Annotated in this window: 17 protein-coding genes; 14 read left to right on the forward strand and 3 right to left on the reverse strand. The window is 55.6% G+C overall.

Annotated elements, in window-relative coordinates:
* From PSUM_RS14850 to PSUM_RS31275, 8 genes are all read left to right on the forward strand, one after another.
* Positions 1-1143, forward strand: coding sequence for a protein-glutamate methylesterase/protein-glutamine glutaminase (locus tag PSUM_RS14850; RefSeq protein WP_020797022.1), 1143 nt, complete (start codon positions 1-3; stop codon positions 1141-1143).
* The gene (locus PSUM_RS14855; RefSeq protein WP_020796976.1) at positions 1143-1883 is read left to right on the forward strand and encodes a flagellar motor protein; all 741 of its coding nucleotides are present in this window, start codon (positions 1143-1145) and stop codon (positions 1881-1883) included. Before PSUM_RS14850 ends, PSUM_RS14855 begins: the two co-directional genes overlap by 1 nt.
* Positions 1884-1898: 15 nt before the next feature.
* Positions 1899-2789 (forward strand): flagellar motor protein MotD, encoded by an 891-nt coding sequence (gene motD / locus PSUM_RS14860; protein WP_020796977.1) that lies wholly within the window; start codon positions 1899-1901, stop codon positions 2787-2789.
* 42 nt (positions 2790-2831) lie between these two features.
* The gene (locus tag PSUM_RS14865; protein ID WP_020796978.1) at positions 2832-3620 is read left to right on the forward strand and encodes a ParA family protein; all 789 of its coding nucleotides are present in this window, start codon (positions 2832-2834) and stop codon (positions 3618-3620) included.
* A 117-nt stretch (positions 3621-3737) separates the two neighbouring features.
* Positions 3738-4661 (forward strand): CheW domain-containing protein, encoded by a 924-nt coding sequence (locus tag PSUM_RS14870; protein ID WP_083348440.1) that lies wholly within the window; start codon positions 3738-3740, stop codon positions 4659-4661.
* 42 nt (positions 4662-4703) lie between these two features.
* Positions 4704-5189 carry a chemotaxis protein CheW gene (locus PSUM_RS14875; RefSeq protein ID WP_007980742.1) on the forward strand — a complete coding sequence of 162 codons (486 nt, stop codon included), beginning with the start codon at positions 4704-4706 and terminating at the stop codon, positions 5187-5189.
* Positions 5190-5582 carry a DUF2802 domain-containing protein gene (locus PSUM_RS14880; RefSeq protein WP_020796980.1) on the forward strand — a complete coding sequence of 131 codons (393 nt, stop codon included), beginning with the start codon at positions 5190-5192 and terminating at the stop codon, positions 5580-5582.
* 649 nt (positions 5583-6231) lie between these two features.
* Complete coding sequence (locus PSUM_RS31275; protein ID WP_042955324.1) at positions 6232-6495, forward strand: hypothetical protein; 264 nt, start codon at positions 6232-6234, stop codon at positions 6493-6495.
* A gap of 69 nt (positions 6496-6564) precedes the next feature.
* Here PSUM_RS31275 and PSUM_RS14890 read toward each other — a convergent pair whose 3' ends face one another.
* Positions 6565-6894 carry an EscU/YscU/HrcU family type III secretion system export apparatus switch protein gene (locus tag PSUM_RS14890; RefSeq protein WP_083348441.1) on the reverse strand — a complete coding sequence of 110 codons (330 nt, stop codon included), beginning with the start codon at positions 6892-6894 and terminating at the stop codon, positions 6565-6567.
* A 395-nt stretch (positions 6895-7289) separates the two neighbouring features.
* On the opposite strand from PSUM_RS14890, the gene PSUM_RS14895 reads away from it, so the two are divergent.
* The 4 genes from PSUM_RS14895 to solA are packed head-to-tail and all read left to right on the forward strand — an operon-like array spanning position 7290 to position 11024.
* Positions 7290-8123 carry a pyrroline-5-carboxylate reductase family protein gene (locus PSUM_RS14895; RefSeq protein WP_093935781.1) on the forward strand — a complete coding sequence of 278 codons (834 nt, stop codon included), beginning with the start codon at positions 7290-7292 and terminating at the stop codon, positions 8121-8123.
* The gene (locus tag PSUM_RS14900) at positions 8101-8952 is read left to right on the forward strand and encodes a methyltransferase (protein ID WP_052024681.1); all 852 of its coding nucleotides are present in this window, start codon (positions 8101-8103) and stop codon (positions 8950-8952) included. The genes PSUM_RS14895 and PSUM_RS14900 overlap by 23 nt, the downstream gene beginning before the upstream one ends.
* 4 nt (positions 8953-8956) lie before the next feature.
* Complete coding sequence (locus PSUM_RS14905) at positions 8957-9874, forward strand: EamA family transporter (protein ID WP_083348442.1); 918 nt, start codon at positions 8957-8959, stop codon at positions 9872-9874.
* Positions 9864-11024 carry an N-methyl-L-tryptophan oxidase gene (solA, locus tag PSUM_RS14910; RefSeq protein WP_083348443.1) on the forward strand — a complete coding sequence of 387 codons (1161 nt, stop codon included), beginning with the start codon at positions 9864-9866 and terminating at the stop codon, positions 11022-11024. Before PSUM_RS14905 ends, solA begins: the two co-directional genes overlap by 11 nt.
* Before the next feature lie 64 nt (positions 11025-11088).
* Here the strand turns inward: solA and PSUM_RS14915 are convergent, their stop codons facing one another.
* Complete coding sequence (locus tag PSUM_RS14915; protein WP_083348444.1) at positions 11089-11427, reverse strand: EscU/YscU/HrcU family type III secretion system export apparatus switch protein; 339 nt, start codon at positions 11425-11427, stop codon at positions 11089-11091.
* Positions 11424-12992 (reverse strand): flagellar hook-length control protein FliK, encoded by a 1569-nt coding sequence (gene fliK / locus PSUM_RS14920; RefSeq protein WP_083348445.1) that lies wholly within the window; start codon positions 12990-12992, stop codon positions 11424-11426. Before fliK ends, PSUM_RS14915 begins: the two co-directional genes overlap by 4 nt.
* 198 nt (positions 12993-13190) lie before the next feature.
* Here fliK and ccmA point away from each other — a divergent pair, with 198 nt between their 5' ends.
* Together ccmA and ccmB are read left to right on the forward strand one after the other, a co-directional pair.
* On the forward strand, positions 13191-13826 hold the full coding sequence (gene ccmA, locus PSUM_RS14925; RefSeq protein ID WP_033044070.1) for a cytochrome c biogenesis heme-transporting ATPase CcmA: 636 nt from the start codon (positions 13191-13193) through the stop codon (positions 13824-13826).
* The gene (gene ccmB / locus PSUM_RS14930; protein ID WP_007980754.1) at positions 13823-14491 is read left to right on the forward strand and encodes a heme exporter protein CcmB; all 669 of its coding nucleotides are present in this window, start codon (positions 13823-13825) and stop codon (positions 14489-14491) included. Before ccmA ends, ccmB begins: the two co-directional genes overlap by 4 nt.
* Positions 14492-14523: the final 32 nt, after the last annotated feature.

Consider the following 14523-nt stretch of genomic DNA (forward strand, 5'->3'; position numbering starts at 1 on the left):
ATGGCAGTCAAGGTCCTGGTGGTGGACGATTCGGGTTTTTTCCGCCGCCGCGTCTCGGAAATTCTTTCCGCGGATCCGAATATCCAGGTCGTCGGCACGGCGACCAACGGCAAAGAGGCGATTGATCAGGCGTTGGCCCTCAAGCCGGACGTGATCACCATGGACTACGAGATGCCGATGATGGACGGCATCACCGCGGTACGGCATATCATGCAGCGCTGCCCGACCCCGGTCCTGATGTTTTCGTCGCTGACCCACGAAGGCGCCCGGGTCACCCTGGACGCGCTGGATGCCGGCGCGGTGGACTTCCTGCCGAAGAACTTCGAAGACATCTCGCGCAACCCCGAGAAGGTCAAGCAACTGCTGTGCGAGAAGATTCTCAGCATCTCGCGCAGTAATCGTCGTGTCAGCAGCTACAGTGCGCCGGCGCCGGTGGTAGCACCGACTCCAGTGCCAACGCCAACGCCAACGCCATCGAGCAGCATCGGTTATGGCAGCAGCGCGCTTGTGCGCCCGTCTCCCGCACCGATCCCGGCCCGTGCACCTGCGCAGGCTCCGTCGTCGCCAGCGCCGAAACGCAAAGCCTACAAATTGCTGGCCATCGGTACGTCCACCGGCGGCCCGGTGGCCTTGCAGCGGGTATTGACCCAGCTGCCAGCCAACTTCCCCGCACCGATCGTGCTGGTCCAGCACATGCCGGCGGCCTTTACCAAGGCGTTCGCCGAACGCCTGGACAAGCTTTGCCGGATCAGCGTCAAGGAAGCCGAGGACGGCGACATCCTGCGTCCGGGCCTGGCGTTGTTGGCGCCTGGTGGCAAGCAAATGATGATCGACGGCCGGGGAGCGGTGAAAATCCTCCCGGGCGACGAGCGCTTGAACTACAAGCCGTGCGTGGACATCACCTTCGGTTCGGCGGCCAAGTCCTATGGCGACAAAGTTCTGGCGGTGGTACTGACCGGCATGGGCGCGGACGGTCGCGAAGGCGCGCGCCTGCTCAAGCAGAGCGGCAGTTCGATCTGGGCCCAGGATGAAGCCAGCTGCGTGATCTATGGCATGCCCATGGCCATCGTCAAGGCCGAACTGGCCGACGCAGTGTATGCGCTGGACGACATCGGCCGGCACATCGTCGAGGCCTGCGTCTGATGGACGTTTTAAGTCTCATCGGCATCATCATGGCGTTCGTCGCCATCATTGGCGGCAACTACCTCGAAGGCGGGCATATCGGTGCGCTGGCCAACGGACCGGCCGCGTTGATCGTGCTGGGCGGTACCATTGGCGCGGCGTTGTTGCAATCGCCCATGAGCGCCTTCAAGCGGGCCATGCAAATTCTGGCGTGGATACTCTTTCCTCCGCGGGTCGACCTGGCCGGTGGCATCGATCGCGTCGTCAACTGGAGCCTGACCGCCCGCAAGGAAGGCCTGCTCGGGCTGGAAGGGGTGGCCGATGCCGAACCCGATAACTACTCGCGCAAAGGCCTGCAGTTGTTGGTCGATGGCGCCGAGCCGGAAGCGATCCGCAGCATTCTGGAGGTGGACTTCTACACCCAGGAAAGCCGCGACATCGAAGCCGCCAAGGTCTTCGAAAGCATGGGCGGTTATGCGCCGACCATCGGCATCATCGGTGCGGTGATGGGCCTGATTCACGTCATGGGCAACCTGGGCGATCCGTCGCAGCTGGGCAATGGCATCGCCGTGGCCTTCGTCGCCACCATCTATGGCGTGGCCAGTGCCAACCTGGTGTTGCTGCCGATTGCCGCCAAGCTCAAGTCCATCGCGTTGCGCCAGTCGCGTTATCGCGAAATGTTGCTGGAAGGAATCCTGTCGATCGCCGAAGGTGAAAACCCGCGCTCTATCGAGTTGAAGCTCCAGGGCTTCATGGATTGATGGGGGTAATGGACTATGGCTCGTCGTCGTCAACATGATGAACATGTAAATCATGAACGTTGGCTGGTTTCCTACGCCGACTTCATCACCTTGCTCTTCGCGTTTTTCGTGGTGATGTACTCGATTTCGTCGATCAACGAAGGCAAGTACAAGGTCATTTCCGAGGCGCTGGTGGGCGTCTTTACCGATAGCGATCGTGCGCTCAAGCCGATCCCCATCGGTGACGAGCGGCCGAAGACCGTGACTCCGGCCAAGCCATTGGTCAAGGACAGCGACCAGGTCGATGCCGGTGTCTCGGGTGCCAGCGATCCGCTTAAAAGCATTGCCGATGACATCAGCGCGGCCTTTGGCGACCTGATCAGCTCCAATCAAATGACCGTGCGCGGCAACGAGTTGTGGGTCGAGATCGAACTCAATTCCAGCCTGTTGTTCGGCAGCGGCGATGCCATGCCCAGTGACATTGCCTTCAACATCATCGACAAGGTAGCGGCGATCCTGAAGCCGTTCGACAACCCGATCCACGTCGAGGGCTTCACCGACGACCAACCGATTCGGACCGCGCAGTATCCCACCAACTGGGAACTGTCTTCGGCGCGCTCGGCCAGCATCGTGCGCATGCTGGCGATGCAAGGGGTAAACCCTGGTCGCCTGGCATCGGTGGGGTATGGCGAGTTCCAGCCAGTGGCCAATAACGCCACGGCCGAGGGCCGCGCGCGCAACCGTCGCGTGGTGCTGGTGGTGTCACGCAACCTGGACATACGTCGCAGCCTCACGGCAACCGGAGCGGCCAATGCACAACCGGATGCCGCGTTGAAGCGTGCTGGCACACAAACTGCACCGACCAAGGTCATGTCGCCGGTACGAGAGAACGCCGTCAATTCTCCGTCACCCGCATTAACACGTTGAGCTAATTCCCGGTCGATCCGTTCGGGCGGGAGGAACAATCGAATGAGAGTCTGGGCAGTCGCCAATCAAAAGGGTGGTGTCGGTAAAACCACTTCCTCCATCGCTCTAGCCGGGTTACTGGCCGAGGCGGGCAAGCGCGTGGTCGTGGTCGACCTCGACCCCCACGGCTCTATGACCAGCTATTTCGGTTACGACCCCGACAGCCTGGAACACAGCAACTACGACCTGTTCCTGCATAAAGGCAGCGTGCCCCAGGGCCTGCCCGGTCAGTTGTTGCTGTCCACCAGTCACGAGTCCATTTCGTTGTTGCCATCGAGTACCGCGCTGGCCACCCTTGAACGCCAGTCGCCGGGCCAGAGTGGCCTGGGCCTGGTGATCGCCAAGAGCCTGGCGCAGTTATGGCAGGACTTCGATTACGCCGTGATCGACAGCCCGCCACTACTCGGGGTGCTGATGGTCAATGCCTTGGCGGCGAGCCAGCAACTGGTGATTCCGGTGCAGACCGAACACCTGGCGGTCAAAGGCCTGGAGCGCATGGTCAACACCCTGGCGATGATCAATCGTTCGCGCAAGCAGGCCTTGCCGTTCACCATCGTGCCGACCCTGTTCGATCGCCGCACCCAGGCGTCCCTCGGTACGCTGCGGGTGTTGCGCGATAAGTTTCCAGAAGAGATCTGGCAGGGCTACATCCCGGTCGACACACGCCTGCGCGATGCCAGTCGGGCGGGGCTGACGCCTTCGCAATTCGACGGCAAGAGCCGTGGCGTCGTTGCCTACCGCGCGCTGCTCAAGCATCTGCTGGCGGCCCAACTCGTCGCGCAGGTGGCATAAAATGACACCGATCCCTGTAGGAGCTGCCGCAGGCTGCGATCTTTTGATCTGGCTTTGCGGCGCGTCTGAAATCGCTAAAAGATCGCAGCCTGCGGCAGCTCCTACAGGTGCGCGCCCATGAACCGGCCATTGAAGATCACATCGCGCCCGCAACTGGCGCTGCAGTCTTATCTGGACAGCCTGCTGCAAGACATCACTGAGGAACTTGCGCCGCCCTTCGAAGCCCCTCCCGAGGTGGTCGAGGTTGAAGCCGCGCTGGATGAATTCCAGGCCGCGGTGCTTGAAGAGCAAGCTCGCGATGCCGTAGTGGCTACCTCACAGGTGGCAGCGCCTATTGCGCAGGCACCCGTCGCCGTGATCGACAGCCCAGCACCCGTTCTGGCACCGGTCTCGACTATCGCACCGTTGCTGCAAGCCTTGGCGCCGCCGGCCATGGACGAACCAGAAATTTCGGTTCCTGCCCCTGTCGAAGTGCAACAGGTGCGGGTACCACCCGTGGTCGAAGTCCACCTGCCACCCGCCAACACGCCGCCACCGGCAGAAACCGACGGTCGTCCGGCCTGGGCGGCCGAGCCCTTCGAATGCCTGTTGTTCGATGTCGCCGGGTTGACCCTGGCAGTGCCGCTGGTGTGCCTGGGTTCGATCTATCCACTGGCCGGTCATGAACTGACGTCGCTGTTCGGCCAGCCGGAGTGGTTCCTCGGCATCCTGCCGAGCCAGGCGGGCAACCTGAAGGTTTTGGACACGGCACGCTGGGTCATGCCCGACCGCTACCGCGAGGACTTCAAGCAGGGTCTGCAATACGTGATTTCCGTCCAGGGCTACGAGTGGGGGCTGGCAGTGCATCAGGTCAGTCGCTCGTTGCGCCTGGACCCGAACGAAATCAAATGGCGCAGTCACCGTGGCCAGCGGCCATGGCTGGCGGGCACGGTGATTGAACACATGTGTGCATTGCTCGATGTTTCCGAACTGGCCGAATTGATTGCCAGCGGTGGAGCCCGGCACATGGGTGGCACCAAGCCGCCGCATAAACCTACATAACAGAACAATACCGCCAGGGCGGTTTCTTGAGGGGATCAGGGTATGAATGACAAGGCGACGGCGGCAAAGGGTTCCGAAGATCCGATCCTGCAATGGGTCACCTTCAAGCTGGACAACGAAACCTACGGCATCAACGTGATGCGCGTCCAGGAAGTCCTGCGCTACACCGAAATCGCCCCGGTACCGGGCGCTCCGAGCTATGTGCTGGGCATCATCAACCTGCGCGGCAACGTGGTCACCGTGATCGACACCCGCCAGCGCTTCGGCCTGATGAATGCCGAAATCAGCGACAACACCCGCATCGTCATCATCGAAGCCGACAAGCAAGTGGTGGGGATCATGGTCGACAGCGTGGCCGAAGTGGTTTACCTGCGTCAGTCGGAAATCGAGACAGCGCCGAACGTCGGTAACGAAGAGTCCGCCAAGTTCATTCAAGGCGTGTGCAACAAGAACAACGAACTGCTGATCCTGGTCGAACTCGACAAGATGATGAGCGAAGAAGAATGGTCGGAACTGGAGAGTATCTGATTGATTCTAGAGGTGGCGGTGATTGTCCTGTTCCTGTTCTGGGCAGGCACGCTGGCAATGTTCTTGTCCTACATCCGTGGGCAAAAGCTGATCGCCGCGCAACAGGCCCAGGGCGATGCGCAGCGTGACCAGCGCATCAAGGACCTGGGCAGGCGCGTCGACAACTACCAGGATGGCAATGTGCGCATGGGCGAAGAGCTGCATGAATTGCGCACGCTCGTCGCGCCATTGCCGGACAAACTCACCCGACTGGAACAGCGCGATCCCAAGAGCCTGTCGTTTGACCAGGCGGCGAAGCTGGTCGGTATGGGTGCCAGTGTCGACGAACTGACCCAGTCTTGTGGCCTGACCCAGGCCGAGGCGGAGTTGATGAGCAAGGTGCATAAGAACTGAGCGTACACCCGGATCATTCCCACGCTCTGCGTGGGAATGCCTCCAGGGACGCTCCGCGTTCCGCTTCCAGGGTGTGACGCGCAGCGCCAGGGGCTTGGTCCGGGCGGTATTCCTACGATGGCGTTCTACAACCCTCAACAGTCTTCCATGTCATTGCCTGTTTCAAGAGTAAGGTATCGAAAAAGTCATTGCGAATCATGCCAGCGATATTCGTGGTGATTTCCCTGGCCTCGCTCAATCACTCCAAAGGCGTTGCAATACCGCTCTCGGTGTATGTGCTCGGCATAAATTCAGGGTGGGTAGGTGGCAAAGCGTTTCTACCCGAATCACAGTGGGGAACTCAAGGGAGGGTTTGGTGCTGGGAGGCACGATCAAGGTGTTGATTGTGTATTAGTGTTTCTTTGCCTGGCGTTACTACAGTGGCTGCCAGGAGGCAATGCATACCGAGCGAGCCAATGAAACCACGGCGGTGGCGTGGTCTGCACTCGGGGCTGGACTTATCAATGGCTTTATGTCCGGTCGTAGCTATTGGCTATTACGTTACTTTTGATAGTTGCGCTGTTTTATCAGAAGTCTTAATTTTGTCGTCGAACTTATATAGTCGGTTCGATAACTAATTTATTGATTTCTATTTTAAGGATTATATAGCATGGAGCAGGAACTATCTCGTTATACAGGATGCATCGAGACTTTTGAGTTGGAATATCCGCATTTGACCATAACGGCCGGCGCGAAAGGAACAGTTCGGGCCCCATTTAATGGTGCTCTCTGTGAACTGCGCGGGCGTGACTTAATGGGCATGGAATATCTGTTGCCACTTGTTGGGGTGCGTATTTCTTTTAATATCTACACAATGCAAGGTAGAAAAATTGCGGGTGATATTAGGCCGGAAGTAAGTGTTAGCGATGCCTGATTGAGGTATTGCTCAAAGTTGTCACGATGGCTGTCACTTCAAATGAGTGGCAGCCAACACGTTGTCGTTTTAATAATTATCCCCCCGCTCAGTTATATCGCGTTCCACTATCCCTCCATCCGGGTCCTGCTCCGCCGGAAACTTACCCTTCAAATTCCACGCAAACGCAATGATCTCGGCAACCGTCAGATAAAGCTCCTGCGGAATACTGTCCCCCAACTCCATCCGCGCCAGCAGGCTCACCAGTTCGGCGTTCTCATAGATCGGCACTTCGCAGTCGCGAGCGATGCGCAGGATTTCTTCCGCCAGTTCTTCGTCGCCCTTGGCCGAGAGGGTGGGGGCGTGGGTGCCGTCGTACTTGAGGGCGATGGCCTGGCGGGGAGCGTTGGGGTTTTTCATGCGTTTTCGTCGACCCAGCGTTGTTCGAGACGGGTTTGCATTGAGGCGGTTGGTAATTGAGACAGTGGTCGCCTGACAATCGGATGGGGGAGTTGGCTTTTGTAAGTGTTACGGAATGATTCATGTTTCATTCTCATTAAGTAAGTTAAGTCCTACTCTTAAGAAGATCTATTTAGACTGTTGCGGTCAATTTGAGTCCTACACAGTAATGTACGAGGTTTCCTACAGGCTTGCCTGTTTTTGAACGGTCTGAGTGTGTTGAATTTTGTTTGGTTGTGGCTTTTGCATTGACAGGTTTGAGCGTCAGTCATTAAGTTTGTTCTGCAGGTGGATATTGTTTTATCAAGTCTTAGGGGGTTGAGTGCTGCGCAATTAACGTACAAGAGGACGGTTTCGTGAATAATATTCATATTATAGGTGTTGGTCAAATGGGACGGGCAATTTTGTTCGGGCTAAGACGGAGCATTATTGATTGCCATTTAAAGCCGATTGAAGTTTGTGCTGATCGAGCAGCCTATCTGGCTTCCTGCGGGGTTGAGGTAAGTAAGCGAATTGAAAGTATTGATGATGACGATGTTGTTATTTTAGCTGTCCCACCCCAGCAATTTCAGAGCGTGGTTCGCGACAATCAATTATTGCTTTCTCACCGTGGACCGGTCATCTCCGTCATGGCTGGCATCACTACTAATTCGCTTTGCCGTACCCTAGGTCATACGCGGATAGTTCGTTCGATTCCAAATACTCCGTCAGAGGTGCAGGAAGGCGTTACTTTTTACTATGTCCAAGAAAGTGCCGACAGTGATTTGATAACTGTCGCAGAAAAAATTTTCGGCACGATTGGCATTTGCATGCAAGTTGATAATGAGTGGCAGCTTGATTCAGGTACAGCGCTCGCAGGAGGTGGCCCCGCATTGGTCGCGTATTTTGTCAATGCGTTACTGTTATACGCAGAGAGCGAAGGGTTTGACTCCAAGGTCGCTTGGGAAGTTTCTACGCAGTTGTTATACGGAACCTCCTTGCTTTTGAAATCAACCAGAAAAACGCCGATGCAATTGTGTGAGGAGGTGCAAACCAAAGGCGGTACAACCGAACGAGCAGTACAGTTGTTCGATCAGCATGACTTCAATGGCGTTATGTTATCTGCTCTAACTGCCGCTGCGGAGCGTTCAAAAGAATTGGAAGCGTATTTTCTTTCGGAGAATCGTAATGAGCGTAGACAGGTCGACTAAAGTTCACTTTGATTGTCTCAATGAATCCAGGGTGAAGGGTGACTTATATAGCGTCTATTTTGGATTAGGGCACTGTATTGAACTTATTGATGATCCCGCAGTTTTTAAAGTGAGTCTCGCGGGAGAAGCCTTTGGGTCGCTGATAGCGCGCTATGTTACTGAAGAGTGTAAGGGGTTCAGGTTTTTGGATCTTGGAACCGGGAGTGGTGTGCATTCATTGTTGCTAAAAAGTATGGGTGCTATATCCGTTACTGGGTCTGATATATCCAGAGAGGCGGTTGCAGCGGCAAAGAAAAACGAGTTTCACAACTTTGGCGTCAATACCATTGAGTTTGCTTGTGGCGACCTTTTTCAAGGACTTCCAGAGGTTCCAGAGAAATACGATTTGATTTTGTTTAATCCTCCTGGCTGGAGAACGCCTTCCGATTCGTTCCTTGAGGTGCTCGATAGGTCTAACGGGGAGGGACTCGCTATTGATTCTATGTTTTATGGGGATAGAACCTTGGAGAGGTTTTTTGAATCGTTGCCGAAACATTTAATTGATGGTGGAAAGGTCTTGCTAGGCCTTAACTCACTGGTCGGGATTCGACAGGTTATGAGGAGGCTACGAGACTTGCACGAAGAGAGATATGTAATTAACTGCAGGCTTCTAGAGCGACATGACCTTCCTTTGCTACTGTATTCTGAGAAGTGGGCGAGGATACAGGATCATCTGATCGAAGAGATATTGAGCTGGACAAGGGAGGGCGACGCGTACTGCAGTAGGCAGGAGAATGGTCAGATAATCTGGTGTTATGAAATAGTTGAGCTAACTTTGTGGAAGAGATAGCCGTATGTTGCCCTCAAGCAAGCAGCGGTATTTTTTTATCGGATCCCTCAGTGGCGTTCTTGCAAATGTGCTGTTGGGGTTCTCTTCTGTTTTTTGGAGATATATCGGGTCTTTGAGCGCAGTAGAATTGGTTGCTTATAGGGTATATTTGTCTCTGTTGACGGTTTTTCTAATTTTGTGCGCTTGTAAGGGGGTGGGGAGGTTTTTTGCTCAGCTTAACATCAGGCTATTGTTTGTACATGCTCTTGCGGCCCTGTTATTAGCCGTTAATTGGGGAGTGTTTATCTGGGCCTCTATCCATGGTCGCGTCCTGGAAAGCAGCTTTGGTTACTTAGTTGCACCAATTATAAGTATTGCAGTAGGTGTTGTCCTGTATAAAGAGCCGGTCACAATATGTAAAGTGGTGGCTGTGGTGATTATGGTAATTAGTGTGCTTTGGCTATTGGTTTTGAATGATGAGCTCGTCGTGAAGGTTTACTTGACTATCGGCATGTCTTGGGGGGGTTACTCATGCCTGAAAAAAATGACATCGCTGAACGTTTTTAACGGTTTGTTCTTGGAGTCTTCTGTGCTTGCCTTTTTTTACACGTTGATTTTACTTTACTCAGATTTAAGTATGGCGATTCCTGAGGATTTTGGGCTGGAGCGTACGATACTGGTGTTTAGCTGTGGTGTAGTGTCAATTGTTCCTTTGGCTTTGTTTTCGCTTTCAGCTAAGCGTCTTACTATGACTTCTATGGGGTTGTTGCAGTTTGTATTGCCGGTCACGCAGTTTTTTGTTGCGGCAGTAATTTACAGGCAAGAATTTTCAACGGCTGTTTTATGTGTGCTATTGGTCGTCATTAGTGGATTGGCTTTGGTAGTGCTTGAGCCGTTTGTAAAAAACAGGTTTTCGCGAAAACGGGGGCAGTATGGGGCGTAGATACAGTGTGGTTGTGATTGGGTTAGGTGTTGTAGGAAGTGCATCGCTTTGGAGGCTTTCGTGCTCGAAAGTCGATGTGCTAGGCGTTGATTCAGCAGCGCCTATAAATTTATTTGGATCATCACATGGGGGGTCCCGAATTTTTAGGCGTGCTTACTGGGAGGGTACGTCATATCTCCCCTTGCTTTCTCAGTCAGATAACCTATGGCAAGAGTTAGACAGGTCATGTAGTAGACGTCTTGTTTTTCATACTGGGGGGCTATTTGTCGGGCCGGTGGACTCGGGAGTTGTTCCAAAAAGTGTCGCAACCGCGCTGCAGGGGGGAATCAAACACACGCTTTTGTCTGCGACTGAAATTGCTGAGTCGTTTCGTGCTTTTCATGTTGTGGAAGACATGGAAGCTGTATATGAAAAGGGGGCATACACTATTGCAGCAGATGACTCAAAATTGCACATGGTCAACTTGGCTGTCAGGAACGGTGCTGAGGCTCGGTTCGGTACTTCGGTGGAAAGTATACTGAAAACTTCGCAAGGTTTAGCTGTTCAATTGAGTGGCGGCGAACTTATTCATACGGCGCGAGTGATTTTGTCGACGGGGGCTGCGATAGGTAAGATGCTTGTTGATGATCTCTCAGGTTTGGTGCGCTCTCAAAGTGTGCCTGTTTACTGGTTTAAACCTAAGTCGCGGAGAAGTTTGGATTTTTTAAAAAACTTTCCCGCTTTTTTGTATCAGATGTCAGATGGGCGTTTACTTTATGGTACACCTGAAATCAGTAGTGAGGAACCAGGGGTCAAGATTGGATTTCATAATTACCAGCAAACACCATTTGATTGTTTGTCGCACGGCCAGCCTGTGGAAGGCAGAGCTATCGACCAAATTTCTTCTTGTGTAATGCGGATATTTCCTGGTTTGAATCCAATTCCGTACGCATCAAAAAAATGTATTTATACAATGACTCCGGATGGTTCTTTTATACTGGGGGAGTCAGTTGATTTACCTGGTGTGTTTTATGTTTCGGCATGCTCTGGGCATGGGTTCAAGTTTGCAACTGGGTTGGGAGAGGTGCTTGCGAGAGCTGCATTGGATGGGCGGCTTGAAGAAGAGGTGTCAATATTTAGCATAAGCAGGTTCGCTGCTACCGAAGGATGATTTATTCGCTATTTAATTACAATAAAATAATAAATGTATTTATGATTGGATAACTCTATGGCAATCACTTATTTGATTGGTAGCTCCCGCAGTCCGTTACATCCTTTTCCGCTACTTCAGCAACTGGATCCTGCCCCACCGGAAACTTACCCTTCAAATTCCACGCAAACGCAATGACCTCGGCAACCGTCAGATAAAGCTCTTGCGGAATACTGTCCCCCAACTCCATCCGCGCCAGCAGGCTCACCAGTTCGGCATTCTCATAGATCGGCACTTCGCAGTCGCGAGCGATGCGCAGGATTTCTTCCGCCAGTTCTTCGTCGCCCTTGGCCGAGAGGGTGGGGGCGTGGGTGCCGTCGTACTTGAGGGCGATGGCCTGGCGGGGAGCGTTGGGGTTTTTCATGCGTTTTCGTCGACCCAGCGTTGTTCGAGACGGGTTTGCGGACCTTGGGGTGGTTTGCCGAGGTGGCAGTCGAGATCGCCGACGTTCAGCCCGGCGGCCAGCATTCGCTGGCGCAATGCCGCCAGGTTGCTTTCAATCAGGCTGGCGGTGTAGGCGCGTTCGGCCCAGAGCTGGCTGCTGAGGCTGCCCTGGATCAGTTGTGCCTGAACCTGCAACGGCCCGAGCGGTTCCATGTCGAACGCCAGTTCGATGCGCCACAGTTGTTGCTTGGGCGCTCGTTCCTCCTGGCGTTCCTTGGGTTGTTCTCTTTCGGGGGCCTCCTCGCGCTGGAACTTGACCTGCAACGGCACGATGTCCTGCAGGTTGCGCATCGGAATCTCCAACTGCCAGGTACTCATCAATCGCCCATCCGGTGTGACGCCGGACTGCTCAAGGCTCGACAGTTGGTGGCTTTGCAGGCGTGAGACCGCCGCAGCGGCCAGGCGCAACAGATGCTCCAGGTCGTCTTCGCCGTCGGCGCTTTGCAACAGCCGCTCAGGCAACGGAAAACCAGTCGGCGACGGCTTGGCGCTGACCTGGCCGAGCATGCCCAGGGCATTGCGCACGAAACTCGGCATGGCCTGGGCCAGGGTGTTGGCGGCGATGATCGCACTGAGCTGGGTGCTGGCCGGCAGCCCGGATGACAACTGGCCGATCAGTTTGAGCAGGTCGCCTTTTATGTCAGGCGCCAGGTTCTGGCCGCCCAGCAATTTCGACTCCAGGAAGGCTCCGCTGCTGGCCAGCGCCTGGGCCAGGCCTTTGGCGCTGCTCAATTGCTGGATGTCCGGCAGCCCGGCGAGCAATCTGTCCACGGCCGTGCGCAGCTCGCTTGAAGTCTGCGTCGAGGCTGGCAGGTTTTGCAGCTGTTTGAGCAAACTATCCAGCGAACCCTGGCGGCTTTGTTGGCTGAGCAATTGCTGGGTCACGGCCAGTTGCTCCTGGCGGCTGCTCAAGGGCACGAACTTGAGGGTCTGACCATCCTCTACCTGTGCGCTGAGCAACGTGCCGATGCGCAACGGTTGCGAGCTGTCGATGCTGAGGGTGCTGCCGCTCAGCGCTGTATTGAGCAGGCTGACCATCGAGCGAAACACCGTGGCTTGCCCCGGTACAGTCGGCAACACCTGGGAGGTCAGCACCTTACCCTGCAGCAGGGTGCCCACCGGCATTTTCGCAGTGTCGATACGGGTGAGGGTGGCGACGCTGGCGGCGATAGCTTGCTGCACGGTGACCGCCAGGTTGCCCGCCGAAGGCTGGGTAACCGCGATGCTGCTGCCTTGGGCCAGGGGTTGATTGCTGATGGCCTGGAGCGTGGTCTGCCGGCCGCTCTCGAGAGTGAGCTTGAGCAGCAATTGAAAGGCCTGATCCGCCTGTTTGAGCGACAGCACTTCAGCTTTGGCGGTCTGGCCTGCGCTGATCAGGCCCTCCATCGGCGTCAGCAGCTTGAGCAACTCGCCACTGACCGCTGGCGCACGCGGGGTCGTCGCGGTGGCCTGCGGTAGGGGGAGGATGTTCATTTCGCCTGTCATACGCGGTCACAACCTTGGGAAATTGCACGCTTGAGAGTAGGAAATGGCATGTATAATGCCGCCCCGTTGTATACAGAATGCGGAAAATTTCCCAGTTAATTGACGCAGCTCTCTCGTCCGGGCCGCCAATACCTTTATTCTGCATCTCTTTAACGGCCGCGCCAGCGCCGACTTGAACCGTATAAGGCCCGTGAACCCTTGACCAGTCCAGTCTTGCAAACCGTTGCCCTTGCTTGTGAGCGAGACCTTCGGCTGCTCTTCGAAAATCTCGATTTGAGAATGGCCAGTGGCGAAATGGTACAAATCAGCGGCCCCAACGGCAGTGGCAAGACCAGCCTGTTGCGCCTGTTGTCCGGCCTGATGCACCCGACCGCCGGTCAAGTACTGCTTAACGGTCAGCCGCTGAGCGAGCAACGCACAGAACTTGCACGCAATCTCTTGTGGATCGGCCATGCCGCTGGCATCAAGGATTTGCTGACTGCGCAAGAGAACCTGAGCTGGCTGTGTGCCCTGCATCAACCGGCTTCCCATGAGGCAATCTGGCAGGCTTTGGCCGCAGTCGGGCTGCGCGGTTTCGAGGATGTTCCCTGCCATACGCTGTCCGCGGGTCAACAGCGCCGAGTGGCGCTGGCGCGGCTTTATCTGGACAGCCCACCGTTGTGGATACTCGATGAGCCCTTTACCGCCCTCGACAAGCAAGGCGTGGCGCAGCTCGAAGAACACTTGGCAGGCCACTGCGAGCGCGGTGGCATGGTGGTCTTGACCACTCACCACACGCTGAGCCGCGTGCCGGCCGCGTACCGCGACATTGATCTGGGGAACTGGGCCGTATGAGTGTTTTTGGCCTGTTGGTTGCCCGCGAAGCCCGTCTGTTGTTCCGCCGTCCGGCTGAACTGGCCAACCCGCTGGTGTTCTTCGCCATCGTCGTTTCGCTGTTCCCGCTCGCGGTCGGTCCCGAGTCTCAATTGTTGCAAACCTTGTCTCCGGGGCTGGTCTGGGTGGCGGCCCTTTTATCGGTCCTGCTCTCGCTGGACGGGCTTTTCCGCAGTGATTTCGAGGACGGATCGCTGGAACAGTGGGTCCTTTCGCCGCACCCCCTGGCTCTTCTGGTTTTGGCCAAGGTACTGGCACACTGGGCGTTTTCCGGCCTGGCACTGGTTTTGCTCGCGCCTTTGCTGGCGTTGATGCTCGGGTTGCCTGCCGCCTGTCTGCCGGTGTTGCTGCTTTCTTTATTGCTGGGTACACCGGTACTGAGCCTGCTCGGTGCGGTGGGCGCGGCGTTGACGGTAGGTTTGAAGCGTGGCGGGCTGTTGCTGGCGTTGCTGATCCTGCCGTTGTACATCCCGGTGTTGATTCTTGGCAGTGGCGCCTTGCAGGCAGCCTTGCAGGGCATGCCGGCGACCGGTTATCTGTTGTGGCTTGGGAGCCTGACCGCCCTGGCGATAACCCTGACACCCTTTGCAATAGCCGCTGGCCTGAAGATCAGCGTCGGCGAATAATGAGGTCTGGTCAAAATTTGACCAGTAAAGAC

Origin of the sequence: Pseudomonas umsongensis, assembly GCF_002236105.1 — a bacterium.
In the GTDB taxonomy this organism is placed as follows: Bacteria; Pseudomonadota; Gammaproteobacteria; order Pseudomonadales; family Pseudomonadaceae; genus Aquipseudomonas; species Aquipseudomonas umsongensis.